We start from the raw sequence: 21,763 nt of genomic DNA, 5'->3' as shown, positions 1-21,763 counted from the left end.
CGCAGGGCTCAGGAGGCGGCGCGGACGAGCTCGGTGTCGGCGTAGATGTCCGTCATCGGGATCGTGAGGTCGAGGGCCGGCAGGGCGACCGTCTCGTCGAGGCGGTTCGCCGACGCCGGGAACTCGCTCCAGCCGCCCTCGGCGTCGCGCGACCAGACCTCCACCCGGAACTCGCGGGGGTGGACCAGCACATAATGCTGCAGGGTCGGCATGCGCAGGTACTGCTCCTGCTTGTAGCCGCGATCGATCGCGATGGTCGACGGCGAGAGCACCTCGAAGACGGCCACCGCGTCGTCGACCCAGGTCCGGCGGCCGTCTCCGGGCGGCCCGCAGCGGACGTAGACGTCCGGGAAGACGCCGAAGCGGTCTGAGACCGGGCTGCACAGGAGGAGGTCGCGGTAAGGCCGGCAACCACGATCGCGCATGCGGGCGTACAGAAATCCGGCGATGTTCGCGGTCACGATTTCATTGTCGACTGTCCCGCCCGCCATGGCGACAGGTTCACCGTCGAGAAGCTCGTACTTCTCGGTGTCCGTCCAGGTCTTCATCCATTCGACGAACTCGTCGATGAGCATCGGGAACTCGAGCTGCTTCGCGTATGCTGACATAATAGCTCCATCCAGCTCGTGGTTTCCAGTGTAGCAGAGGTCGTGGCCAACGCACGATCGCCAAGGTTGACACCCCCGCCGGCCCGCGCTTCCCTCTCGGCCCCGAAGGAGGACCGCCCGTGACCGACCAGCCCGCCAGCCCCCATGCCGACGTGAAGAGCCTCACCTTCGAGAAGGCGCTCGCGGAACTGGAGCAGATCGTCACCAAGCTCGAGCGCGGCGACGTGCCGCTCGAGGAGTCGATCGCGGCCTACGAGCGCGGGGAGGCCCTCAAGGCCCATTGCAGCCGGCTGCTCTCGGCGGCCGAGGCGCGGGTGGAGAAGATCAGGCTCGGGGCGGACGGCCAGCCGGCCGGGACCGAGCCGCTGGACGTGGACTGAGGCGCGTCCGCCGACGGTCTCGCCCGGGCGAAGCAGATTTGCGCGGGCGGGGGTGGTCCTGTAAGGCTTCCCGTTCGAAACTGGCCGCCGGCGACCTATATGGAGACCGCAGGCGGCTCCCGCCGGACAGACAGGCTCGCGCAAGTTGACCTCGAAAACGCCGCTCCTCGACACGATCCGCAACCCGGAGGATCTCCGTCGGCTGCCGGAGACGAGCCTCCGGCAGGTGGCGGACGAGCTCCGCACCGAGACGATCGACGCGGTCTCGGTGACGGGCGGCCATCTCGGCGCCGGCCTCGGCGTGGTCGAGCTGACGGTCGCGCTGCATCACGTGTTCGAGACGCCGCGCGACATCCTGATCTGGGACGTCGGCCACCAGGCCTATCCGCACAAGATCCTGACCGGCCGGCGCGACCGCATTCGCACGCTCCGGCAGGCGGGCGGGCTTTCGGGCTTCACCAAGCGCGAGGAGAGCCCCTACGATCCCTTCGGGGCGGCCCACTCCTCCACGTCCATCTCGGCCGCGCTCGGCTTCGCGGTCGGGCGCGACCTGAAGGGCGCGGACAATAACGTGGTGGCGGTGATCGGCGACGGCTCGATGTCGGCCGGCATGGCCTACGAGGCGATGAACAACGCCGGGGCGCTCGGCTCGCGGCTGATCGTCATCCTCAACGATAACGACATGTCGATCGCGCCGCCGACCGGGGCGATGAGCGCCTATCTGGCCCGCCTCGTCTCCAGCCGCACGTTCATGACGCTGCGCGACATCGGCAAGGGCATCGTCCGGCACCTGCCGCGCTTCGTCGAGGTCGGCGCCAAGCGGGCCGAGGAGTTCGCCCGCGGCTTCGCGATGGGCGGCACGCTCTTCGAGGAACTCGGCTTCTACTATGTCGGCCCGATCGACGGGCACAATCTCGACCACCTGCTGCCGGTCCTGAAGAACGTCCGCGACGCCGGGCAGGGCCCGATCCTGATCCACGTGGTGACCCAGAAGGGCAAGGGCTACGGGCCGGCCGAGCAGTCGGCCGACAAGTACCACGGCGTCAACAAGTTCGACGTCATCACCGGCAAGCAGGCGAAGCCGAAGGCGAACGCGCCGAGCTACACGCGCGTCTTCGCCGACACGCTGGTGGACGAGGCGAGCCGGGACGAGCGGATTGTCGGCGTCACGGCCGCGATGCCGTCGGGCACGGGACTCGACCTCTTCGGCGAGGCCTATCCGACGCGGATGTTCGACGTCGGCATCGCCGAGCAGCACGCGGTCACCTTCGCGGCGGGGCTCGCCGCCGAGGGCTTCCGGCCCTATTGCGCGCTCTACTCGACCTTCCTGCAGCGCGGCTACGACCAGGTCGTCCACGACGTGGCGATCCAGCGGCTTCCGGTTCGCTTCCCGATCGACCGCGCGGGCCTCGTTGGCGCCGACGGCCCGACCCATGCGGGCAGCTTCGACCTCGCCTATCTCGGCTGCCTGCCGCATTTCGTCATCATGGCGCCGGCCGACGAGGCCGAGCTCCGCCACATGATCGCGACCTCGGTGACGATCGACGACGCCCCCTCGGCGTTCCGGTATCCGCGCGGCGAGGGCGTCGGCGTGGAGATGCCGGTCCGCGGCACGCCGCTGGAAATCGGGCGCGGGCGCGTGCTGCGCGAAGGCACCACCATCGCGATCCTGTCGCTCGGCACCCGGCTCGCCGCGGCGCTGGAGGCGGCCGAGACGCTCGACGGCTACGGCCTCTCCGCCACGGTGGCGGACGCGCGCTTTATGAAGCCCCTCGACCGCGACCTCATCCGCCGGCTCGCCCGGGAACACGAGGTGCTGGTGACCGTCGAGGAGGGCTCCGTCGGCGGCTTCGCGAGTCATGTCCTGCACGCGCTCGCCGAGGACGGGCTGCTCGACCGGGGCCTGAAGGTGCGGCCGCTCTGCCTGCCCGACGTCTTCATCGACCAGGGCAGCCCGGAGAAGCTCTATGCCTCGGCCGGCCTCGACGCGGCCGGGATCGTCCGCAAGGTGTTCGAGGCGCTCGGCCGCAGCGAGGCGGCGGTGGCTGCGGGCTTACGGGCCTGAACGGGGACTTCATGTCGATCAGTACCATCCGCCTCGTGCTCTGGGCGCTCGTCGGCCTCGCCGTCGTGGCGGTCGGCGGCCTCTTTGCCTGGACGACCCTGCGCGGCCCGCAGGTGGCCGCCCTCGGCGACCTTCTGGCGCCGTCCGACGCGATCGGCGGCGACTTCGCGCTCGTCGACCAGGACGGCAAGCCGGTTACGCGCGAGGCCCTGAAGGGCCGGCCGGCGGCGATGTTCTTCGGCTTCACCCATTGCCCGGACGTCTGTCCGACGACGCTCGCCGAGGCCGGGCAGTGGCTCGCCGCGCTCGGGCCGGACGCCGGAAAGTTGCAGTTCGTGTTCGTCAGCGTCGATCCGGAGCGCGACACGCCGGAGGCGCTGAAGCAGTATCTTTCGGCCTTCGACGAGCGGATCCGGGGGCTGACCGGCTCCCAGGAGGCGGTCGACCGGGTGATCAAGGCCTACCGGGTCTATGCCCGCAAGGTGCAGAGCGGGTCGAGCTACGTGATGGACCATACCGCCGCGGTCTATCTCATGAACGCCGACCAGCGCTTCGTCGGGACGATCAACTACCAGGAGCCGACCGACAAGGCGCTCGCCAAGCTCCGCCAGTTGATCGGCAATGGCTGAGCCGCCCTTCCGGCGGGCCCGGGCCGTCGCTATAATAAGATTATGCAGGATGCATCGACCCTGAAGGCGATCGCGGTCGCCGCGCCCGTGACTCTCGCCCTCCTCGCCGCCTCCCTGTGGCTCTGGGCGAAGTTCGGGCTCGGCGTCTACTTCGATGCGGCGGTCTCTGCGATCGCCAACTGCCTCTGAGTTCCCGTCCTCCCCCCCTCCATGGCGCAGCGCGTTCGTCTCGACCAGCTCCTCGTCGCCCGCGGCCTGCACCCGACCCGGGCGCGGGCGCGCGACGCGATCGGTCGCGGCGAGGTGCGGGTGGAAGGCCGCGTCGAGACCAAGCCGGGGGCGCTCGTCGCCGAGGACGCGGCCCTGGCCTCCTCGGATCCGGCGGCCCGCTACGTCTCGCGCGCGGCCCTGAAGCTGGCGGCGGCGCTCGACGCCTTTGGGCTCTCGCCGGCCGGCAAGGCGTGCCTCGACATCGGCGCGTCCACGGGCGGGTTCACGCAGGTTCTCCTGGAGCGCGGCGCGCGGGTCGTCGAGGCGATCGACGTCGGTCACGGCCAGTTGCATCCGCGGCTCGCGGCGGACCCGCGCGTACGCGCCGTGGAGGGGCTCAATGCCCGCGATCTGACGGTCGCCGACCTCTCCGTCGCGCCGGAGTTCGTCACCGCCGACGTGAGCTTCATCTCGCTCAGGCTCGCCCTGCCGCCGGCCCTGCGGCTCGCGGCGCCTGGGGCCGAGGCCGTGCTGCTGGTCAAGCCGCAGTTCGAGGTCGGGCGCGAAGGGCTCGGCAAGGGCGGGCTCGTCCGCGACCCGGAGGCGGCCGAGGCGGCCGTCGCGGGGATCGAGGCCCTGCTGGCGACGAGCGGCTGGACGGTGCTCGGGCGCACCGAGTCTCCCCTGCTCGGGGGCGACGGCAACCGGGAATTCCTACTGGCGGCCCGCAAGGGCGCCTGAGCCGGCGGCCGCCCCTCAGCGCCGGACCAGACGCGGCAGCGCCTCCCAGGCGGTCCTCACGGAGAAGAGCAGGAACAGCGCCCCCGTGGCGCGGACGATCCAGACCGCGTGGCGCAGATAGAGCGCGCGCAGCAGCCTGGTGCCGACGATCCAGACCAGGATCACGTCGGCGATGAGGAACCCCGCGAAGGCTGCCGCGAGCAGGGCCGGCAGGGCCTCGAAGGAGAGCGACCCGGCCTGGCCGGCGAAGAGCGCCGTGAACATGGCGAGCGCCACCGGGTAGCTCTTCGGGTTGGTGAGGCCGAAGAGGACGCCACGCCGCAAGGGGCGGGTGCTGATCACGTCGTCGGCGGCGCGGGCGGAGGTGGCGGTCACGCCCTTCAGTCCCAGCCAGCCGAGATAGCCGGCGCAGACGAGCGCCACGGCGTCGAAGACGCGCTGGTCGATGACCTGCGCGCCGACCAGGGCGAAGATGGCGAGCCCGCACCAGAGCGTGTCGCCGGCGAGATGGCCGATGACGAATTTCGCGGCCGGCATGCGGCCGCCCGCGGCGCCGATGCCGATCAGGGCCAGCACGGCCGGGCCGGGCGAGAGGATGTAGAGGGCGCCCGCGAGCGCGGAGGCGAGAAGGGCGGCGAAGGTCATGGGCGGTCCGGAGAATCGGGAGGGCGGTCGTCGGCACCATCTGTCACCGGCCGGCGCGCGCCGGCAAGGACCCGGCCGCGGGTCAGCGCCTGCGGAAGACGGCCACCGCCTCGACGTGATGGGACCACAGGAACTGGTCGACGGGGGTCACGGGATCCAGGCGCCAGCCGGCATCGACCAGATAGCGGGCGTCGCGGGCGAGCGTCGCGGGGTTGCACGAGACGGCCACGATCAGCGGCACGGCCGATTTGGCGAGCTCCTTGGCCTGCGGGGCCGCGCCCTCCCGCGGCGGGTCGAACACCACGGCGTCGAAGCGCGCCAGTTCCTTCGCCATCAGCGGGCGACGGTTGAGATCGCGGACCTCGACCGAGACGGGCTTCAGGCCCTTGGCCTGGCGGGCCGCGCGGGTCAGCGCGTCGAGCGCCCGCGCCTCTCCCTCGACCGCGTGGACATGGGCGAAGCGGGCCATGGGCAGCGTGAAGGTGCCGGCACCGGAGAAGAGGTCGGCGATCCGCTTCGCCCCGGCGACCGCCGTCGTGACCAGATCCGTCAGGGTCGCCTCCGCGGCGGCGGCAGCCTGCAGGAAGCCGCCGGACGGCAGCGTGACCGGCACGCCGCCGAAACGGACGATCGGGGCGCGGGCCTCGACCAGCGTCTCGGCGCCGATCGAGACGCGGCCGAAGCCGAGCTTCAGGGCCGTGGCGATGGCGTCCTGCCGGCGCGCGTCCGGCAGCTTGCCGTCCTGGACCGACACGTCCAGACCGGTCTCGGTGTCGATGATCGTGAAGACGGCGCCCTTGCGGTCGAAGGTCAGGAGGTCGGCGAGGCGGACCAGCCGGGGCATGGCTTCGCGGATCGCGGGGGTGACGACCAGGCAGCCGGTCGCATCCGCGACCGTGTGGGACAGCCGCTCGCGAAAGCCCGCCACCAGGCTGCCGTCGGCCCTGCGCTGGACCGCGATCACGGCCCGCCGGCGCGTGCCGGGCTCGAGGGCGCGGGCGGGCAGGACCTCGACGGCGAGGCCGCGGTCGGCGAGCGCCTCGGCGACGGCACGGCGCTTGAACTCCAGGTAGGCGGCGCGGTCCCAGTGTTGCAGGCTGCAACCGCCGCAGCGGCCGAAATGCGGACAGGGCGCCGGTACGCGATCCGGGCTCGGCGCGAGGATCTCGACGATGCGCGCGCGGTCGCCCTCGCGGGCGACGCTGAGAGTCTCGCCGGGCAGCGAAAGCGGCACGAAGACCTTGCCCCCCGGCGTCTCCGCGACGCCGTCGCCCTTGTGCCCGATCGTCCCGACCGTCACCGTCTCGATCGCCGCGTCCTGCACCACACGTCCCCTCGCCGGCCCCCGCCGGACCTCTCCTACCGGGTCGCGCCCGGCCTGTCGCGCTTAGTGAAGGCCCCGAGATGGTCGGGATCGCATTTTTCTTCAAGACGGAGCCACCCGGATCGGTAGAATCCTGGATCGGCGCATCGGCAAGAGACCAGCCATGGACGCGATCCCGCAGAGCGACATCGACATGCCCCTCGGCCAGGGCGAGCGCGCCCGCTTCTTCGTCGCGCCCCGCTTCGACGCGCTCGAATGCCTGACCGCGACCTTCACGACCCACGCCTATCCGCCGCATCGGCACGAGACCTACGTCATCGGCACCATCTCGGCGGGGTGCGAAACCTGGGTCGCCCGAGGCGCGCGCCACTATGCGGGGCCGGGGGACTTCGCCTTCAACGATCCGGAGGTGGTGCATGATGGCGCGCCGCTCGGCGAGGGCTACAGCTACCGCATGACCTATCCGAGCGTCGCGACGGTGCGGGCCATCGCCGAGGAGGTCTCGGACGGACGGGCCCGGGGAACGCCCTGCTTCCCCGCCCCGGCCGCGCGCGACCCCGAAGGCGCGGCCCTCTTCGACGCGGCGCACCGGGCGCTGCAGGCCGGGGCCGACCGGCTCGCCGCCGAGGAGCTCTACCTGCGCGCGCTCGCCCGGTGCCTCGTCCGGCATGCCGCGATCCCGCCGGCCGCGCTCGGTCGGGAAAGCGCGGGGGTCGCCCGGGCGCGGGTGATCATGGAGGGGGATCCGGCGCGGGACCACGCGCTCGCGGACCTCGCGACGGCGGCCGGGCTGTCGCGGCATCACTTCATCCGCGCCTTCCGGCGCGAGACGGGACTGACCCCGCACGCCTTCCTGATCGACCGGCGCGTACGCGCCGCGCGCGACCGGCTGCGCCGTGGGGAGAGCCCGGCCGACGTGGCCGGCGCGGTCGGTTTCGCCGACCAGGCCCACCTCACCCGCGCCTTCAAGGCCCGCCTCGGCGTGACGCCCGGCGCGTTCCGGGCCGCGTTCCGGCGCTGACGAGAGACCCCCATGACAGATCGTTCCTGGCGGGAGGCCCGCGACGGCTTACGCGACATCCTGCCACCGCTGATCGCCGCGATGCCGATCGGGCTCCTCTTCGGCGCGCTCTGCGCCGCCAAGGGGCTCTCCCCGCTCGAGGTCTTCCTCATGTCGGCGCTGGTCTTCGCCGGCGGCGCGCAATTCGCGGCCGTGGAGGTCTGGACCTGGCCGGTGCCGGTCGCCGCCCTCGCCTTCTCGACGCTCCTCATCAACGCCCGCCATGTGCTGATGAGCGCCTCGCTCGGGCCGAAGACCGGCGCCTTCGGGCGGCTCGGCCGCCTCCTCGGCTTCGCGGTGCTGGCGGACGAGAACTGGGCGCTGTCGGAGCGGCGCGCCGCCGTCCGGCCGCTGACCTGGGCCTACTACGCGGGCATGGGTGCGCCGTTCTGGGCGAACTGGGTGATCGTGACGACGGTCGGGGCCTATGCGGGGTCGTTCCTCGGCGACCCGAAGGCGATCGGGGCCGACTTCGCCTTCACGGCGCTGTTCATCGGCCTGGTCGCCGGCTTCTGGAAGGGTCGCGCGACGCTGATCACCGTGGCGGCGAGCGCCGGGGCGGCGGCCCTGGTCCATGTCCTCGTCGGCCCGCCCTGGCACGTGGCGGCGGGGGCGCTCGCGGGGATCGGGGCGGCGTTCCTCGCCGCGGAGCCGCAGGAAGCCGGGCAGCGGGCATGAAACTCGACCCGGGCGCCCTGGCGGCCATCCTGGCGATGGCGGCCGTCACCTACGCGACGCGGACGGCGGGGCTGCTGCTCGCTGCCCGGCTCCGCCTGGAGGGTCGCGCCCGCGCGGCCTTCGACGCCATCCCGGCCGCGGTCCTGACCGCCGTCATCGCCCCGACCGCCCTCGCGACGGGCCCGGCCGAGACGCTGGCGGCGCTCGTCACCTGCGTGGCGGCGGCGCGGCTGCCCCTGCTCGCGACCGTGGCGGCGGGGGCCGCCGCCGTGGTGGCGTTCCGGGCGGCGGGGATCTGAGAAGCGGCGCGGCGCGGACCGGGCGGACGGAAAAAGGCCCGGCCGCGCTTACGCGGGCCGGGCCAGTGGGATTTCGCTGCGGCCGGGGAGGAGAGCGGCCGCGTCCATCGCCAGGACAACGTCCGTCCCGCCCTCCCGGTTCCGTTCGAGCTTGGTCCGGAATCGGACCCGGTCCCGTCAGGCGGCGAGCGCCTTCTCGGCGGCGAGCAGCGAGAAGCCGAGGGCCTCGGCGACCGCCGGATGGGTGATGCGGCCGGCGTGGACGTTGAGGCCGTTCTTGAGGTGCGGATCCTCCGCGAGGGCCTTGCGCCAGCCCTTGTCGGCGAGGGCGAGCGTGAAGGGCAGCGTCGCGTTGTTGAGCGCGAAGGTCGAGGTGCGGGCGACGCCGCCGGGCATGTTGGCGACGCAGTAGTGGACCACGCCGTCGACCACGTAGGTGGGCCGGGAGTGGGTGGTCGGACGCGAAGTCTCGGTGCAGCCGCCCTGGTCGATCGAGACGTCGACGATGACCGAGCCACGCTTCATGGTCTTCAGCATCGGGCGGGTGATCATCTTCGGCGCGGCGGCGCCGGGGACCAGCACCGTGCCGATCACGAGGTCGGCCTTGGCGACGAGGTCGGCGACCGAATCCCTGGTGGAGAAGACGGTCTTGATGCGGCTGCCGAACTGGGCGACGAGGCGGCGCAGCGCCTCGGGGGAGCGGTCGACGACCGTCACGTCGGCGCCCATCCCCACCGCGATGGTGGTCGCGTGGGTGCCGGAGACGCCGCCGCCGAGGATCAGCACCTTGGCGGGGGCCACGCCCGGGACGCCGCCGAGCAGGATGCCGCGGCCCTTCGAGTGATTTTCGAGGGCGTGGGCGCCGACCTGGACCGACATGCGGCCGGCGACCTCGGACATCGGGGTCAGCAGCGGCAGCGTGCCCAGCGGGCTGGTCACGGTCTCGTAGGCGATGCAGGTCGCGCCGGAGGCCATGAGGTCGCGGGCCTGGTCCGGATCGGGCGCGAGGTGCAGATAGGTGAAGAGGATCTGGTCGGCGCGGAGCTTCTTGCGCTCGATCGCGAGCGGCTCCTTGACCTTGACGATCATGTCGGTGCCGGCCCAGATCGCGTCCGTCTCGGCGACGATCTTCGCGCCCGCGGCGACATAGTCGCGGTCGGCGATGCCGGCGCCCTTGCCGGCGCCTTTCTCGACCCAGACCTCGTGGCCGTGGGCCACCAGCTCGCGCACGGACGACGGGATCAGCCCGACGCGATCCTCGTGGTCCTTGATCTCCTTCGGCACACCGACGCGCATGGGAACCTCCTCGGGTTCGGGGCCCGGCCCCGTTCGAACGATGTGCGAAGTATCCGGCAAAATCAGCGCAATTTCCCGCCTTTCGGAGGGATTCAAACGATTAGTCGTGCTTGAAAATTCGATGACCAAGGGTAAACTTCGAATTCTATGCGACAGCTCGACGTCGACGACCGGGATCGCAAGATCCTCAAGGAGCTCCAGGCGGACGGCCGGCTCTCCAACGCGGAGCTGGCCGAGCGGGTGCACCTGTCACCCTCGGCCTGCCTCAGGCGCGTGCAGCTCCTGATGGAGAGCGGGCTCGTCGCCGGAACGCACCTCGTGCTCGACCAGAAGACGGCCGGGTTCGAGGGCACGGCCTATGTCTCCATCACGCTCGACGGCCAGGAGCGGGAGAAGCTCGACGCCTTCGAGGGGAAGGTCCGGCACGTGGCCGAGATCCAGGAATGCTACCTGCTGGCCGGCCAGTCCGACTATCTGCTGCGCGTCGTGTTCCGCGACATGGCGGACCTGGAGCGCCTGCATTCGGAGGTGCTGACCCGGCTGCCCGGTGTCGTCCGGGTGCAGTCGACCATGTCGCTCAGGACTGTCAAGCGGACGACGTCGCTGCCGGTGTGACCGCCGGGGGCCGGTCACGGCCGCGCAACCAGGCGCGGGCGGGCTCCTCGACAAGGCGGTGGGTAAGGTCTCCGGCGAGGACCAGGGCGAGCCCGAGCGCGAGCAGGAACCACGGCTCGTCGATCGGAGGGGTCGCCCCGGCGCCGGCGAAGGCGGTGCGCGCCAGGGTGTAGACGACCAACTGCATCAGGTAGAGCGACAGGCTGATGCGGCCGAGATGGAGGAGCGGCCGGCTCTCCAGGGGCGCGCGCAGGCGCGGCACGGCGTCGAGGAGGGCGAGCAGCGCCAGGGTCCAGGCCGCGACCGCCGGGTAGATCAGCCCGGCCCGGGCGAGCGGCAGCGAGGCGACCGCGGCGGCGGCGAGGACCGCGAGGGCGCGGCGGCGGGCTTCGCCACCGGCCTGCCAGGCGGGCCAGAAGGCCGCGGCGGCGAAGAAGCCCAGGAGCCCGCGACCGATCAAGGGGACGTAGGGGTGGGTGCCCGCCGCGCCGAGCGCACCCAGCGGGCCGAGCACGATGAGGCCGAGGCCGAGCGCGGCGAGGAGGGCGGTCGGCAGGCGCCGCGGCCAGCGGACGGCGACGAAGAAGAGGCCGTACATCACGGCCTCCACGGTGATCGACCAGGCCGGGTAGTTCAGCGTCTCGACGGGCACCAAGAGGAGGAGGCCGGCGAGCGCGTCGAGGGGCGAGCCCGCGGGATAGACCGGCGCGGTGCCGGGAAGGCAGGCGAGCGCCAGGACCAGGAGCCAGGCGGCGGCATGCACGGGGTAGAGGCGGCTGAAGCGCAGGGCGGCGAAGCGCGCCGCGCAGATCTCCCGGCGGGCGATCCGCTCGCGGTAGGTGATCGAGAAGACGACGCCGGAGAGCACGAAGAAGACGTCGACGAGCGCCCAGCCCTTTTCGTAGAGGGCCGTGCCGATCCAGGTGCCGTGGAGGGGCACGGAGGCCATCGGCAGCCACCCGGGACCGTGGCCGGCCGAGAGGTAGTGGACATGGTAGCCGAGGGCTACTCCCAGCGCGGCGAGGCCCCGCAGGCCGTCCAGGTAGGCGACGCGGGACGGGGCGGCGGACATCCGGTCTCCGGGACGGGATCGTCGAACGGGCGATCCCCCGGCGCAGCCGAACGCGCCGGGCCCGTCCGCGACGAAGCTCCGGCAAAACTGCCATCACATTCTGAAATTTGAATTACTGGTGGGCGGGCGGGCGGCGGGCCCCCGAGACCAGGCTCGCCGAGGGCCGCGCCGCGCCCGGACCGCCCCGCGGGGCTCAGGCCATCTCGGTGCCCTCGATCTCGATGCCGAAGCCTTCCAGGCCGATGTAGCGGCGCGGCTTCGACGAGAGCAGGTGGATGGAGGAGACGCCGAGGGCCTTGAGGATCTGGGCGCCCAGGCCGACCTCGCGCCACTCCTCGGCCCGGGCGGCGGCGGAGCCGTGGCGCTCCGGGTCCTCCGGGCTGAGTGTGGCGCCCTCGCCCTTGAGGCCGTCGCGCGGACGGCTCGGGCTCGCGGCGACGCCGACGGCGCCCTCGCGCAGGTAGACGACCACGCCGCGGCCGCCCTCGGCGAAGCGGCGCATCAGGCCCTCCAGGCGCCGGTCGGGTCCGAAGACGTCGGCGACCACGGATTCGAGATGCAGGCGCACCGGCACGCCGCGGCCGTCGCGGATGTCGCCGAAGACGACGGCGAGGTGGTGCATGGGGTCGTAGGGCGTGCGGAAGGTGACCGCCTGGGCGCGGCCAGCCGGGGTGTCGATCTCGAAGGTCTCGACGCGCTCGACGAGGCGTTCGTTGCGCTGCCGGTAGGCGATCAGGTCGGCGACCGAGACGGTCTTCAGGCCATGCGCGCGGGCGAACTCGGCGACCTGGGGGCCGCGCTTCACCGTGCCGTCGTCGTTGACGAGCTCGGAGATGACGCCGACCTGCGGCAGGCCGGCGAGGCGACAGAGGTCGACGGCGGCCTCGGTGTGGCCGGAGCGCATGAGGACGCCGCCGTCCTTGGCGACCAGGGGGAAGATGTGGCCGGGGCGGACGAAGTCGCCGGCCCCGACGTTCGGGTTGGCGAGCGCCCGCACGGTGGCGGTGCGCTCCTCGGCCGAGATGCCGGTGGTCGTGCCGTGGCGATAGTCGATCGACACCGTGAATGCGGTCGAATGGGGCGCGTCGTTGACGGCCACCATCGGTTCCAGGTGCAGCCGCCGCGCCTCGTCGCGGGTGATCGGCGTGCAGACGATGCCCGAAGTGTGGCGAATGACGAAGGCCATCTTCTCCGGGGTGGCGTGGACGGCGGCGAGGATCAGGTCTCCCTCGTTCTCGCGGTCGTCGTCGTCGGTGACCACGACGATCTCGCCCCTCTCGAAGGCACGCAGGGCTTCGGCGACACGGGACTGGAACATGGAGAACTCCGTCTGGGCATCCCGCCGGGAGAGCCCGAGAAAGTCGTTGGGGGTCACGGCGCCGCCGGTCGCCTCGGCGATCCGGGCGGCCATCTCGCGGGAGATCCAGACGTCCGGATCGTTGCAGAGGGCCGTCACGGACGCGGGTGACAGGCCGGCGCGGCGGGCGAAGGCCGAGCGGGTCTCGTTCGTCCGGCTGAGGAAATCGTCGAGACGCATTCCCGGAGGCTACCCCAGGGCAAATTCAGCCGCAATGAATGGAGCACTTGCGTTTCAGCAATACTGAAATCCGCGCCGCGCAGACCTCAGCCGACCTGACCGCGGTGGCGAAGGTAATGATCGGCGAGCACGATCGCCAGCATGGCCTCGCCGACCGGCACGGCGCGAATGCCGACGCAAGGGTCGTGGCGGCCCTTGGTCAGGATCTCGGCCGGATTGCCGGCCCGGTCGATGGTGCGGCGCGGGGTGAGGATCGAGGAGGTCGGCTTGACGGCGAAGCGGGCGACGACCGGCTGGCCGGAGGAGATGCCGCCCAGGATCCCGCCGGCGTGGTTGGAGCGGAACTCGGGCGTGCCGTCCTGGCGCCGGTAGATCTCGTCGGCATTCTCCTCGCCGGAGAGTTCCGCAGCGGCGAAGCCGGCACCGATCTCGACGCCCTTCACGGCGTTGATGGACATGAGCGCGGCGGCGATGTCCTGATCGAGTTTGCCGTAGATGGGCGCGCCCCAGCCGGCGGGCACGTTCTCGGCGACCACCTCGATGACGGCACCGATCGAAGAGCCGGCCTTGCGGATGCCGTCCAGGTAGTCCTCCCAGAGCGCCGCGGCCTCGGCGTCGGGGCAGAAGAAGGGATTGCGGTCGACCTCGGCCCAGTCCCAGCGCGCCCGGTCGACCTTGTGGGGGCCCATCTGGACGAGAGCGCCGCGGACTACGACCCCGCCTGGGACGGCGGCGTCCAGCACCTTGCGGGCGACCCCGCCGGCGGCGACGCGCGCCGCCGTCTCGCGCGCGGAGGACCGGCCGCCGCCGCGGTAGTCGCGGATGCCGTACTTGGCGTCGTAGGTGTAGTCGGCATGGCCTGGGCGGAATTTGTCCCGGATGTCGTTGTAGTCCTTCGAGCGCTGATCGACGTTGCGGATCATCAGTGAAATCGGCGTGCCGGTCGTGCGCGGGCCGCCGGTGCGCTCGTCCTCGAAGACGCCGGACAGGATCTCGACCTCGTCGGGCTCCCTGCGCTGGGTGACGAAGCGGGACTGGCCGGGCTTGCGGCGATCGAGCCAGACCTGCAGGTCCGCCGCGGTCAGGGGCAGCCCCGGCGGGCAGCCGTCGACCACGCAGCCGAGCGCCGGCCCGTGGCTCTCGCCCCAGGTGGTGACGCGGAAGAGATGGCCGAAGGTGTTGTGGGACATGGAGGGCCGGCCCGTCGAGGCGTGTTCGGGATCCGGGTCCTAGGCCAAAGCGGCGGCGCCGTCAAAGCCTCACTGCACCTGCACGGTGACGGTCTTGCCGAAGTAGGTCTCGGCGACCCCGTTGCTGTAGGTATTCATGTAGGTGTCGATGCCGACCTGGTCGGTGCCCCGGAAGCCGGGACGCGACTTGTAGGTCACGACGCCGACCTTGATCGTCTGGCCCGCACAAGGCTTGCCGGGCGGGATCTTCACGGGGATCCGGGCGACCTTGGCGACGCCGTTCGCCGGCGGGGTGCGGATGGACATGCGCTGACCGCCGCTGGAGGCGCAGCCGTCCCCGTACACATAAAAGCTGTAGACGACCCCTTCGACGCCCGACTTGACGGTCGAGACATCCTGCGCCGCGGCGGGCATCGCGAAAATACTTGCAAGGACCAGCCAAGCAGACTTCTCAAGGATCGCGGATCTGGTCATCGCCAGCGCCCTCCGGAACTCCCGATCCGAACTAGAGCACAGGTCGGGAGCAACTACCAGTTCGCCGGGCCATGGATTGCCCCGACAGGGTCGCCGACGCCGGGCGCACCGCGCCAAGCCCGTCGTGGCCACCGTCCCGGACGGACGCCCTTACGCTCGAGCGCCACGCGGCCGTCAAAGCCTCACTGCACCTGCACGGTCACCGTTCCGCCAATGAAGGTCTCGCCGATCCCGTTCGTGTAGGTGTCCATGTAGGCGTCGACGCCGACGCGGTCGGTGCCGCGGAAGCCGGGACGCGACCGGTAAAGGACGACGCCGATCTTGACGGTCTGGCCTGCACAAGCTCTGCCGGGCGGGATCCTTATGGGGATCCGGGCCACCCTGGCGACGCCGTTCGCCGGCGGGGTGCGGATGGTGATGCGCTCGCCGCCGCTCGAGGCGCAGTCCTCGCCATACACATAGACATTGAAGATGACTTCTTCCTTGCCAGACTTGACCGTCACCACATCCTGCGCCGCGGCGGGCAACGCGGAGACAACCGATAGCACCAACGAAGCAGTGATTGAAATAATTGAAAAGCGGGCCATGAAAGTCACCTCCCGAGTTCATCCCCGGGACAAGATCACACCCAATCACATTCAATCCAGTCAGTATGAATATCGATGCTTGCGTTACGCTAAATCATCCGAAATTATCCGAAGTTGAATATCCGAACAAGACAACAGGTCTGCTGCTCAACGGCACGGACGGCTGGTTCGGTAACTGCCGATCCGACTTCCAGGATACGTGGAGCTGTCTGGACGGCGCGTCCAAGGGACATGTTCGGTCCAGGGGCCCCGGTCCCGGCGCGCGCGCCGCTCAGGCGAACCGGACCTTGACGCCCTCGAGGGGCACGCCGTCCAGCCGCGTCGACCATTCCTCGCCCGGCGCCACCGGCAGGGCGCGGGTGAGCGTGCCGGTCGAGACGATCTCGCCGGCGGCCAGGGGAGGGTTGTGCGGGTCCTGGGCCAGGAGGCCGACCAGATGGCGCAGCGCGGAGACGGGGCCGTCGAGGACGTTGCGGGCGTGGCCGGTGTCCTGGAGTACGCCGTCGCGGTAGAGCTCCACGCGGAAGCCCGAAAGGGCGCGCAGCCAGTCGGTGCCGGGCGCCAGGGGCACGCGCGGGCCGACCACGAGGCGGCCGTGAAGGCCGTAGGCGGCGACCGTGTCGGCGGCGGCGAACTTCCAGTTGGGGAAGATCGACTGGACGATCTCGAAGCCGTGCGCGACCCAGTCGAGGCAGCCGATCAGCTGCTCCTCGTCCATGCCGACGCGCGGGGCGCGGCCGATGCCGAACATGATCTCCGGCTCGAAGCGCGGCTCGGCGAGGCCGGCGAGCGGCAGGACTGGCGTGTCGGCGAGATCGGTGACGGTGGTGTCCCAGACATAGCCCCAGATCGGGGCATAGACGCCGTACTCGGCCCAGATCGTGCGGTTGGTGAAGCCGATCTTGCGGCCGACCACGCGCTCGCCGCGCGCCTCCCTGAGGGCTCTCACGGCGGCGGTGACCCGATAGGCCGCGTCGAGATCGAGCCCGGGGGCGATCGAGGCGGTGAAGGGCGGGACCTGGCGGCCGGACCCGAGGATGTCCAGGGCTTCAGCGGCGATGGTGTCGACGGTGCTCATGCGGGGGACCGGATTCGCTGGTCGGAAGCGGGGAGACGGACACGGGACCGGAGCGCCGCACCGGATGCCGGACGAAGAGGAAAACGCGTCAGCGCGAAGATCGTGCCCTGGGCCCGGCCCCGTCAGCCGACATGCTTCTTCAGGAAGAACAGGGTACGCTCCCACGCGAGGGCGGCGTCGTCGGCATCGTAGCGGGCGCCGGTCGGATTGGCGAAGGCGTGGTCGGCCTCGTACCAGTAGACCGACAGGAGGTCGGCCTTGCCGGCGTCCTTCATGGCCTTCTCGAAGCCCATGACCATGTCGCCGTTGATGGATTTGTCGAGCGTGCCGAAGTGGCCGAGCACCGGCCCCTTAAGCGCCTTCAGCTGGTCCGGGGTCTTCTTGACGTTGCCGTAGTAGATCACGGTGGCATCGACCGGGGTGGCGAGGGCGGCGTTGAGGGCCCAGCCGCCGCCGAAGCACCAGCCCATGGCGGCGACCTTGCCGTTGGAGCGGTCGTGGCCGCGCAGCCAGGAGACGGCGGCGGCGAGGCCGGCGGTGGCAGCCTGCGGGTCCATCGCCTGGACGAGGGCGCGCGCGGTCTCGGCGTCGGTGGCCACCTTGCCCAGGAGATCGACCGCGAAGGTCAGGTAGCCCTTGGCGGTGAGTTCGGCGGCCACGGCCTTGATCTGGTCGTTCAGGCCCCACCATTCGTGGATCAGAATCACGGCGGGCGCCTTCGGCTGCGCCGGGATGCCGAGGGCGCCGTTGAGGGCCTTGCCCGGCGCGACGGGAATCGAGATGGGCGCGAGAGTCTGGGCGGCCGCCTGGGCGAGGGCGCGGTCGGCCAGCACGGCGGCGAGCGGCAGGCTCGCGACGCCGCGCAGGAACGCCCGGCGGAGATCGTCGGGTACCATGATCGGCGGCATGTGCCGGTGGCTGCCGCATCCGTCCAAGGTGCACATCTCAGTCGCGCCTTTTCGCGTTCCGGGTCGCTTCCCGACCTCTTCCCCGATCGACCATATCGCCCTTGCCGCAGGTGCGCCAAGGGGCAAGGATGCCTGACAGGCCCGCGGATCGTACCCGGCTCACATCCAGGTCTCCGCGCCGTTGCGCCAGACCGAGATCCTGTCCTGGGGCACGAAGGCCTCCGCGAGCGCCGGGTCCTGCACGGCGAGGAGCAGCGACTTCAGGGCCCGGTAGACCCCGCCGTGCGAGACCACCACGACGTCGCCGTCGAGGCTCTCGAAGAAGCGGCCCACCCGCACGCGCAGCATGGCGTAGCTCTCGCCGCCGGGCGGCAGGAAGTGCCACTTGTCGGCGCGCAGCGACCGGTAGGTCTCCGGCGCCTCGGCGGCGATGTCGTCGTAGGTGTAGCCCTCGTAGCTGCCGAAGGAGACTTCGCTCAGGCGCGGGTCGGTCTCGTAGCCGGCCGGATCGAGGCCGAGTTCGGCGCGGACGATCTCCATGGTGGCGCGCGCCCGGCCGAGCGGGCTCGCCACATAGCGGTAGTCCCCCGGGGCGCGGCCGATCTCGACGAGGTGGGCGGCGAGCGTGCGGCCGTTGCGGGCGGCCTGGCTGCGGCCGAGGTCGTTCAGCGGGATGTCCTGGGAGCCCTGGAGGCGACCGGCGGCGTTCCAGTCGGTCTGGCCGTGGCGGATATGAACGAAGTGGCGGTCGGCCATCGGGCTTTCTCGAATGACGATCGGCCTTGTATGCCAGGACGCGCGCCGCCCCGCCAGACGGCCTTTCGTCGCCCGCACCCGCGATTTCGTCGGGGCACCGGCCCATGGCAGCCATCTAAAATTTTAGACGGCCGCTTGACGATTCTCCAAATCGTTTCGTGTTTCATCGCGCGGTCAGGGACACGGGGCCGACATGGCGGATTTCACGTTCTACGGGCTTTTGGACCGGTTCTTCCCCGGCAGCTTCAAGCTGAAGCTCTTCGCTGTCGCCTTCGTGGGCGTGCACCTGCCCTTCATCGCCCTGCTCGCCTCCACCCTCGGCCACACCGAGGGTACCCCGTCGCCCGCCACCCTCGGGGCGGTCGTCCTCGCCGCCACCGCGGTCGCGACCATCCTGACCATCGCCGGCATCCGCGCGGTCCTGAAGCCCGTGTCGGCGGCCACCGAGGCCCTGGCGGCCTACGAATCGGGGCGGGAGTTGACGTCCCTCCCCCTCGGCTTCGGGGACGAGGCGGGGCGGCTGCTCCGGTCGGTGGACGCCCTGACCCGCACGGTCGAGGGGCTGCTGATCCGCCAGGAGGAGGCGGCGATTCTCGATCCGCTGACGGGCTTGCGCAACCGCCGCGGTTTCGACGAGGCGTTGGAGCGGACGCTCGAGCGGTGTCCTCCGGAGAGCGACATCGCGCTGATCGTGGTCGACATCGACCACTTCAAGCGCGTGAACGACGGCTACGGTCACCTCGCCGGGGACGCGGCCCTGGCGGCGGTCGGGCAGATGCTCGCCGCCCTGGCGGAGGCGGGCGTGATCGCGGGGCGGTACGGCGGGGAGGAGTTCCTCGTCTTCGTGCCGGAGACGAACGCGGTGGCTGCCGACTATCTCGCCGAACGGATCCGGGCGGCGGCGGCCGACCTCGCCTTCGAGGCCTTCCCGGACTTGCGGATCACGGTCAGCGCCGGGGTCGCCACGGCGCGGGCGGGCGAGACGACGTTCCGCTGCCTCTACGGGCGGGCCGACCGGGCGCTCTACCGGGCGAAGCGCGAGGGGCGCAACCGGGTCGCCTTCGCGGGGCTGCAGCCGGACCAGATCGTGCAGCCGGACGAGATCGACTGGGCGGACGCGGTCAGCCTGGAGTCGCCCGTGCTCCGGATCGCCAGCGCGCGCAAGGGCGGCGGGACGGCCTGAGAGCGGCCGTCAATCCTTGACGACCGAGATGTCGGGGGCGTCGACCGCCTTCATGCCGACCACGTGGTAGCCGGCGTCGACATGGGAGATCTCGCCGGTCATGCCGCGCGAGAGGTCGGAGAGGAGGTAGAGGCCGGTGTCGCCGACCTCCTCGATGGTCACGGTGCGCTTCAGCGGCGCGTTGTATTCGTTCCACTTCAGGATGTAGCGGAAGTCGCCGATGCCGGAGGCGGCGAGCGTCTTGATCGGCCCGGCCGAGATGGCGTTGACGCGGATGTTGCGGCTGCCGAGGTCGACCGCGAGGTAGCGCACGGACGCCTCGAGCGCGGCCTTGGCGACGCCCATCACGTTGTAGTGCGGCATGACCTTCTCGGCGCCGTAGTAGGTCAGCGTCAGGAGCGAGCCGCCGTCCGTCATCAGCCGCTCGGCGCGCTGGGCGACGGCCGTGAAGCTGTAGACCGAGATCAGCATCGTCTTGGCGAAGTTGTCCTCGGTGGTGTCGACGTAGCGGCCGGTCAGCTGGTCCTTGTCGGAGAACGCGATGGCGTGGACCACGAAGTCGAGCTTGCCCCAGCGGCGCTCGACCTCGGCGAAGACGGCGTCGACCGTCGCGGGATCCGTGACGTCGCAATGGCCGACCACGATGGCGCCGATCTCGTCGGCGAGCGGCTCGACGCGCTTCCTGAGCGCATCCCCCTGGTAGGTCAGCGCCACTTCGGCGCCCGCGTTGGCGACGGCCTTGGCGATGCCCCAGGCGATCGAACGGTTGTTCGCGACCCCCATCACGAGGCCACGCTTGCCCGCCATCAGACCCTTCGCGTCCGCCATCGATTCAGATCCCCGTTCCCGTTCCAACGCCGCCGATCGAGGGGTTCCTATGACATAGGGCCGCGCTCCCTCGCAAGGCGAGGGCGGGATCACGTCTTGTAACCGAAATCTTGCAGTCCGTGCGGGCATCGACGAGGCGGGTCCGGCCTCCTAAGATCCGACCATGACCGAGTCCACCCGCACCCCGCCCTCCCCCGCCCTCCTGGAGCGCTTCGCCGCGATCGTCGGGCCTCGCCACGTGGTGACCGAGCCCGACGCCATGAGGCCGTATCTCGTGGAGTGGCGCGACCTCTACGAGGGCGTCTCCCCCATGGTGCTGCGGCCGGGCTCGACCGCCGAGGTGGCCGCCATCCTGGCGCTCGCCAGCGAGACCGGGACGGCGGTGGTGCCGCAGGGCGGGAACACGGGGCTGGTCGGGGCGCAGGTGCCGGACCGGTCCGGCGCCGAGATCGTGCTGTCGCTCGGCCGTCTCGACCGGATCCGGGCCGTCGATCCGGCGAGCGACACGCTGGTGGCGGAAGCCGGCGTCGTGCTGGAGCGCGTGCAGGCCGCCGCCGAGGCGGCGGACCGCCTGTTCCCGCTGAGCCTCGGGAGCCAGGGAAGCTGCACGATCGGCGGCAATCTCTCGACCAACGCGGGGGGCACGGGCGTGCTCGCCTACGGCAACGCCAAGGATCTCGTGCTCGGGCTGGAGGTCGTGCTGCCGACCGGGGAGGTGCTGGACGGGCTCCGGGCGCTGCGCAAGGACAATGCCGGCTACGACATGAAGGGGCTGTTCCTCGGCACGGAGGGCACGCTCGGCGTCATCACGGCGGCAGTGCTGAAGCTCTTCGCCAAGCCGAAGGCGCAGGAGGTGGCCGTCGTCGGGGTCGAGGCGCCGGAGGCGGCGCTGAGCCTCCTGGCGCTCGCCAAGGGCCGGGCCGGGACGCAACTGACCGCCTTCGAGGCCATGCCGCGGATGCTGGTCGACTTCGCCCTCAGGCACCTGCCGGGCACTCGCGACCCCCTCCCCTCCGCGCCGCCCTGGTACCTCCTCGTGGAGGTCTCGGTGGGGACGACGGACGCGGAGGCGCGCGCCCTGATGGAGACGATCCTGGAGGACGGGCTCACGGCCGGGCTGGTGCTCGACGCCACGATCGCGGGCTCGCTGGCGCAGGCGCGCGACTTCTGGCGGCTGCGGCACGGGCTGTCGGAGGTGCAGAAATACGAGGGCGGGTCGATCAAGCACGACGTCTCCGTGCCGCTCGCCGCGGTTCCGGCCTTCATCGCGGAGGCGGAGGCGGCGGTCGGCGCGCTGGTGCCGGGCTGCCGGCCGGTGCCCTTCGGCCATCTCGGCGACGGCAACATCCACTTCAACGTCAGCCAGCCCGTCGGCGGCGACAAGGCGGCGTTCCTGGCGCGCTGGGACGAGATGAACGCCGTCGTGCACGGCATCGCGACCCGGATGGGCGGGTCGATCGCGGCGGAGCACGGGGTCGGGCGGCTGAAGCGGGACCTGCTGCCCGGGGTGCGCAGCCCGGTCGAGATCGCCCTGATGCGCCGGCTGAAGGCGACGCTCGACCCGGCCGGCATCCTGAACCCGGGCCGGGTCATCTGAGCG

The 21,763-nt window shown here is 71.2% G+C and carries 24 protein-coding genes; 11 read left to right on the top strand and 13 right to left on the bottom strand.

Annotation, left to right across the window (positions count from 1 at the left end):
* Positions 1 to 8: 8 nt before the first annotated feature.
* Positions 9 to 608: a Uma2 family endonuclease gene (locus tag WBG79_RS06235; protein ID WP_337356244.1), complete on the bottom strand. Its 600-nt coding sequence runs from the start codon at positions 606 to 608 to the stop codon at positions 9 to 11.
* A 119-nt stretch (positions 609 to 727) separates the two neighbouring features.
* On the opposite strand from WBG79_RS06235, the gene WBG79_RS06230 reads away from it, so the two are divergent.
* The 5 genes from WBG79_RS06230 (at position 728) to WBG79_RS06210 (ending at position 4,633) form a co-directional block, all read left to right on the top strand.
* Entirely contained in the window at positions 728 to 988 is a 261-nt protein-coding gene (locus WBG79_RS06230; RefSeq protein WP_337356243.1) for an exodeoxyribonuclease VII small subunit, read from the top strand.
* 145 nt (positions 989 to 1,133) lie between these two features.
* Positions 1,134 to 3,053 carry a 1-deoxy-D-xylulose-5-phosphate synthase gene (gene dxs, locus WBG79_RS06225; RefSeq protein ID WP_337356242.1) on the top strand — a complete coding sequence of 640 codons (1,920 nt, stop codon included), beginning with the start codon at positions 1,134 to 1,136 and terminating at the stop codon, positions 3,051 to 3,053.
* Between the two features lie 11 nt (positions 3,054 to 3,064).
* Positions 3,065 to 3,682, top strand: a complete 618-nt coding sequence (locus WBG79_RS06220) for an SCO family protein (protein WP_337356241.1) — start codon at positions 3,065 to 3,067, stop codon at positions 3,680 to 3,682.
* Between the two features lie 42 nt (positions 3,683 to 3,724).
* Positions 3,725 to 3,871: a hypothetical protein gene (locus WBG79_RS06215; RefSeq protein WP_337356240.1), complete on the top strand. Its 147-nt coding sequence runs from the start codon at positions 3,725 to 3,727 to the stop codon at positions 3,869 to 3,871.
* Positions 3,872 to 3,892: 21 nt separating this feature from the next.
* A complete protein-coding gene (locus WBG79_RS06210; RefSeq protein WP_337356239.1) occupies positions 3,893 to 4,633 on the top strand; it encodes a TlyA family RNA methyltransferase in 741 nt (246 codons plus the stop codon).
* Positions 4,634 to 4,648: 15 nt separating this feature from the next.
* Here WBG79_RS06210 and WBG79_RS06205 read toward each other — a convergent pair whose 3' ends face one another.
* Both WBG79_RS06205 and WBG79_RS06200 read right to left on the bottom strand, forming a co-directional pair.
* Complete coding sequence (locus tag WBG79_RS06205; RefSeq protein WP_337356238.1) at positions 4,649 to 5,278, bottom strand: LysE family translocator; 630 nt, start codon at positions 5,276 to 5,278, stop codon at positions 4,649 to 4,651.
* Between the two features lie 82 nt (positions 5,279 to 5,360).
* Positions 5,361 to 6,602 (bottom strand): class I SAM-dependent RNA methyltransferase, encoded by a 1,242-nt coding sequence (locus tag WBG79_RS06200; RefSeq protein ID WP_337356237.1) that lies wholly within the window; start codon positions 6,600 to 6,602, stop codon positions 5,361 to 5,363.
* Between the two features lie 163 nt (positions 6,603 to 6,765).
* Here WBG79_RS06200 and WBG79_RS06195 point away from each other — a divergent pair, with 163 nt between their 5' ends.
* From WBG79_RS06195 to WBG79_RS06185, 3 genes are read left to right on the top strand one after another with little or no spacing between them, the layout of a single operon-like run.
* Positions 6,766 to 7,623 carry an AraC family transcriptional regulator gene (locus WBG79_RS06195; protein WP_337356236.1) on the top strand — a complete coding sequence of 286 codons (858 nt, stop codon included), beginning with the start codon at positions 6,766 to 6,768 and terminating at the stop codon, positions 7,621 to 7,623.
* A 12-nt stretch (positions 7,624 to 7,635) separates the two neighbouring features.
* Positions 7,636 to 8,340 (top strand): AzlC family ABC transporter permease, encoded by a 705-nt coding sequence (locus WBG79_RS06190; protein ID WP_337356235.1) that lies wholly within the window; start codon positions 7,636 to 7,638, stop codon positions 8,338 to 8,340.
* Positions 8,337 to 8,639, top strand: coding sequence for an AzlD domain-containing protein (locus tag WBG79_RS06185; RefSeq protein WP_337356234.1), 303 nt, complete (start codon positions 8,337 to 8,339; stop codon positions 8,637 to 8,639). Before WBG79_RS06190 ends, WBG79_RS06185 begins: the two co-directional genes overlap by 4 nt.
* Positions 8,640 to 8,816: 177 nt before the next feature.
* Here WBG79_RS06185 and ald read toward each other — a convergent pair whose 3' ends face one another.
* Positions 8,817 to 9,935 carry an alanine dehydrogenase gene (gene ald / locus WBG79_RS06180; RefSeq protein ID WP_337356233.1) on the bottom strand — a complete coding sequence of 373 codons (1,119 nt, stop codon included), beginning with the start codon at positions 9,933 to 9,935 and terminating at the stop codon, positions 8,817 to 8,819.
* A 147-nt stretch (positions 9,936 to 10,082) separates the two neighbouring features.
* Between ald and WBG79_RS06175 the strand changes: the two genes are divergently transcribed.
* Positions 10,083 to 10,550 carry an Lrp/AsnC family transcriptional regulator gene (locus WBG79_RS06175; protein WP_337356232.1) on the top strand — a complete coding sequence of 156 codons (468 nt, stop codon included), beginning with the start codon at positions 10,083 to 10,085 and terminating at the stop codon, positions 10,548 to 10,550.
* Here the strand turns inward: WBG79_RS06175 and WBG79_RS06170 are convergent.
* The 8 genes from WBG79_RS06170 to WBG79_RS06135 form a co-directional block, all read right to left on the bottom strand.
* The gene (locus tag WBG79_RS06170) at positions 10,522 to 11,622 is read right to left on the bottom strand and encodes an acyltransferase family protein (RefSeq protein WP_337356231.1); all 1,101 of its coding nucleotides are present in this window, start codon (positions 11,620 to 11,622) and stop codon (positions 10,522 to 10,524) included. The genes WBG79_RS06175 and WBG79_RS06170 overlap by 29 nt on opposite strands.
* 193 nt (positions 11,623 to 11,815) lie before the next feature.
* On the bottom strand, positions 11,816 to 13,159 hold the full coding sequence (gene ribB, locus WBG79_RS06165; protein WP_337356230.1) for a 3,4-dihydroxy-2-butanone-4-phosphate synthase: 1,344 nt from the start codon (positions 13,157 to 13,159) through the stop codon (positions 11,816 to 11,818).
* A gap of 86 nt (positions 13,160 to 13,245) precedes the next feature.
* Positions 13,246 to 14,349, bottom strand: a complete 1,104-nt coding sequence (aroC, locus tag WBG79_RS06160; protein WP_337356229.1) for a chorismate synthase — start codon at positions 14,347 to 14,349, stop codon at positions 13,246 to 13,248.
* A 69-nt stretch (positions 14,350 to 14,418) separates the two neighbouring features.
* Complete coding sequence (locus tag WBG79_RS06155) at positions 14,419 to 14,823, bottom strand: hypothetical protein (protein ID WP_337356228.1); 405 nt, start codon at positions 14,821 to 14,823, stop codon at positions 14,419 to 14,421.
* Positions 14,824 to 15,005: 182 nt separating this feature from the next.
* Positions 15,006 to 15,410 (bottom strand): hypothetical protein, encoded by a 405-nt coding sequence (locus WBG79_RS06150; protein WP_337356227.1) that lies wholly within the window; start codon positions 15,408 to 15,410, stop codon positions 15,006 to 15,008.
* A 271-nt stretch (positions 15,411 to 15,681) separates the two neighbouring features.
* Positions 15,682 to 16,488: a 2-keto-4-pentenoate hydratase gene (locus WBG79_RS06145; protein ID WP_337356226.1), complete on the bottom strand. Its 807-nt coding sequence runs from the start codon at positions 16,486 to 16,488 to the stop codon at positions 15,682 to 15,684.
* A gap of 122 nt (positions 16,489 to 16,610) precedes the next feature.
* Complete coding sequence (locus tag WBG79_RS06140) at positions 16,611 to 17,396, bottom strand: dienelactone hydrolase family protein (protein ID WP_337356225.1); 786 nt, start codon at positions 17,394 to 17,396, stop codon at positions 16,611 to 16,613.
* A 159-nt stretch (positions 17,397 to 17,555) separates the two neighbouring features.
* Positions 17,556 to 18,152, bottom strand: coding sequence for a histidine phosphatase family protein (locus WBG79_RS06135; RefSeq protein WP_337356224.1), 597 nt, complete (start codon positions 18,150 to 18,152; stop codon positions 17,556 to 17,558).
* A 193-nt stretch (positions 18,153 to 18,345) separates the two neighbouring features.
* Between WBG79_RS06135 and WBG79_RS06130 the strand changes: the two genes are divergently transcribed.
* Complete coding sequence (locus WBG79_RS06130; protein WP_337356223.1) at positions 18,346 to 19,335, top strand: GGDEF domain-containing protein; 990 nt, start codon at positions 18,346 to 18,348, stop codon at positions 19,333 to 19,335.
* Positions 19,336 to 19,344: 9 nt separating this feature from the next.
* Here the strand turns inward: WBG79_RS06130 and fabI are convergent, their stop codons facing one another.
* Entirely contained in the window at positions 19,345 to 20,163 is an 819-nt protein-coding gene (gene fabI / locus WBG79_RS06125) for an enoyl-ACP reductase FabI (protein WP_337356222.1), read from the bottom strand.
* A gap of 163 nt (positions 20,164 to 20,326) precedes the next feature.
* On the opposite strand from fabI, the gene WBG79_RS06120 reads away from it, so the two are divergent.
* Complete coding sequence (locus WBG79_RS06120) at positions 20,327 to 21,760, top strand: FAD-binding oxidoreductase (protein ID WP_337356221.1); 1,434 nt, start codon at positions 20,327 to 20,329, stop codon at positions 21,758 to 21,760.
* The last annotated feature ends 3 nt before the right edge of the window (positions 21,761 to 21,763 follow it).

The sequence above is a fragment of the Prosthecomicrobium sp. N25 genome, assembly GCF_037203705.1.
In the GTDB taxonomy this organism is placed as follows: Bacteria; Pseudomonadota; Alphaproteobacteria; order Rhizobiales; family Ancalomicrobiaceae; genus Prosthecodimorpha.
The sequence above is the reverse complement of the archived record's forward strand: the minus strand, read 5'-3'. Positions and strand labels throughout refer to the sequence as shown.

Excerpts from the sequence above, each read along its gene's own strand:
- WBG79_RS06120 (WP_337356221.1), top strand. The coding sequence starts at position 20,327 with ATGACCGAGTCCACCCGCACCCCGCCCTCCCCCGCCCTCCTGGAGCGC.
- WBG79_RS06155 (WP_337356228.1), bottom strand. The coding sequence starts at position 14,823 with ATGACCAGATCCGCGATCCTTGAGAAGTCTGCTTGGCTGGTCCTTGCA.
- WBG79_RS06150 (WP_337356227.1), bottom strand. The coding sequence starts at position 15,410 with ATGGCCCGCTTTTCAATTATTTCAATCACTGCTTCGTTGGTGCTATCG.
- WBG79_RS06135 (WP_337356224.1), bottom strand. The coding sequence starts at position 18,152 with ATGGCCGACCGCCACTTCGTTCATATCCGCCACGGCCAGACCGACTGG.
- aroC (WP_337356229.1), bottom strand. The coding sequence starts at position 14,349 with ATGTCCCACAACACCTTCGGCCATCTCTTCCGCGTCACCACCTGGGGC.
- WBG79_RS06145 (WP_337356226.1), bottom strand. The coding sequence starts at position 16,488 with ATGAGCACCGTCGACACCATCGCCGCTGAAGCCCTGGACATCCTCGGG.
- fabI (WP_337356222.1), bottom strand. The coding sequence starts at position 20,163 with ATGGCGGACGCGAAGGGTCTGATGGCGGGCAAGCGTGGCCTCGTGATG.
- WBG79_RS06140 (WP_337356225.1), bottom strand. The coding sequence starts at position 17,396 with ATGCCGCCGATCATGGTACCCGACGATCTCCGCCGGGCGTTCCTGCGC.
- WBG79_RS06175 (WP_337356232.1), top strand. The coding sequence starts at position 10,083 with ATGCGACAGCTCGACGTCGACGACCGGGATCGCAAGATCCTCAAGGAG.
- WBG79_RS06235 (WP_337356244.1), bottom strand. The coding sequence starts at position 608 with ATGTCAGCATACGCGAAGCAGCTCGAGTTCCCGATGCTCATCGACGAG.
- WBG79_RS06195 (WP_337356236.1), top strand. The coding sequence starts at position 6,766 with ATGGACGCGATCCCGCAGAGCGACATCGACATGCCCCTCGGCCAGGGC.
- WBG79_RS06220 (WP_337356241.1), top strand. The coding sequence starts at position 3,065 with ATGTCGATCAGTACCATCCGCCTCGTGCTCTGGGCGCTCGTCGGCCTC.
- ribB (WP_337356230.1), bottom strand. The coding sequence starts at position 13,159 with ATGCGTCTCGACGATTTCCTCAGCCGGACGAACGAGACCCGCTCGGCC.
- ald (WP_337356233.1), bottom strand. The coding sequence starts at position 9,935 with ATGCGCGTCGGTGTGCCGAAGGAGATCAAGGACCACGAGGATCGCGTC.
- WBG79_RS06170 (WP_337356231.1), bottom strand. The coding sequence starts at position 11,622 with ATGTCCGCCGCCCCGTCCCGCGTCGCCTACCTGGACGGCCTGCGGGGC.
- WBG79_RS06190 (WP_337356235.1), top strand. The coding sequence starts at position 7,636 with ATGACAGATCGTTCCTGGCGGGAGGCCCGCGACGGCTTACGCGACATC.
- WBG79_RS06210 (WP_337356239.1), top strand. The coding sequence starts at position 3,893 with ATGGCGCAGCGCGTTCGTCTCGACCAGCTCCTCGTCGCCCGCGGCCTG.
- WBG79_RS06185 (WP_337356234.1), top strand. The coding sequence starts at position 8,337 with ATGAAACTCGACCCGGGCGCCCTGGCGGCCATCCTGGCGATGGCGGCC.
- WBG79_RS06205 (WP_337356238.1), bottom strand. The coding sequence starts at position 5,278 with ATGACCTTCGCCGCCCTTCTCGCCTCCGCGCTCGCGGGCGCCCTCTAC.
- WBG79_RS06215 (WP_337356240.1), top strand. The coding sequence starts at position 3,725 with ATGCAGGATGCATCGACCCTGAAGGCGATCGCGGTCGCCGCGCCCGTG.
- WBG79_RS06130 (WP_337356223.1), top strand. The coding sequence starts at position 18,346 with ATGGCGGATTTCACGTTCTACGGGCTTTTGGACCGGTTCTTCCCCGGC.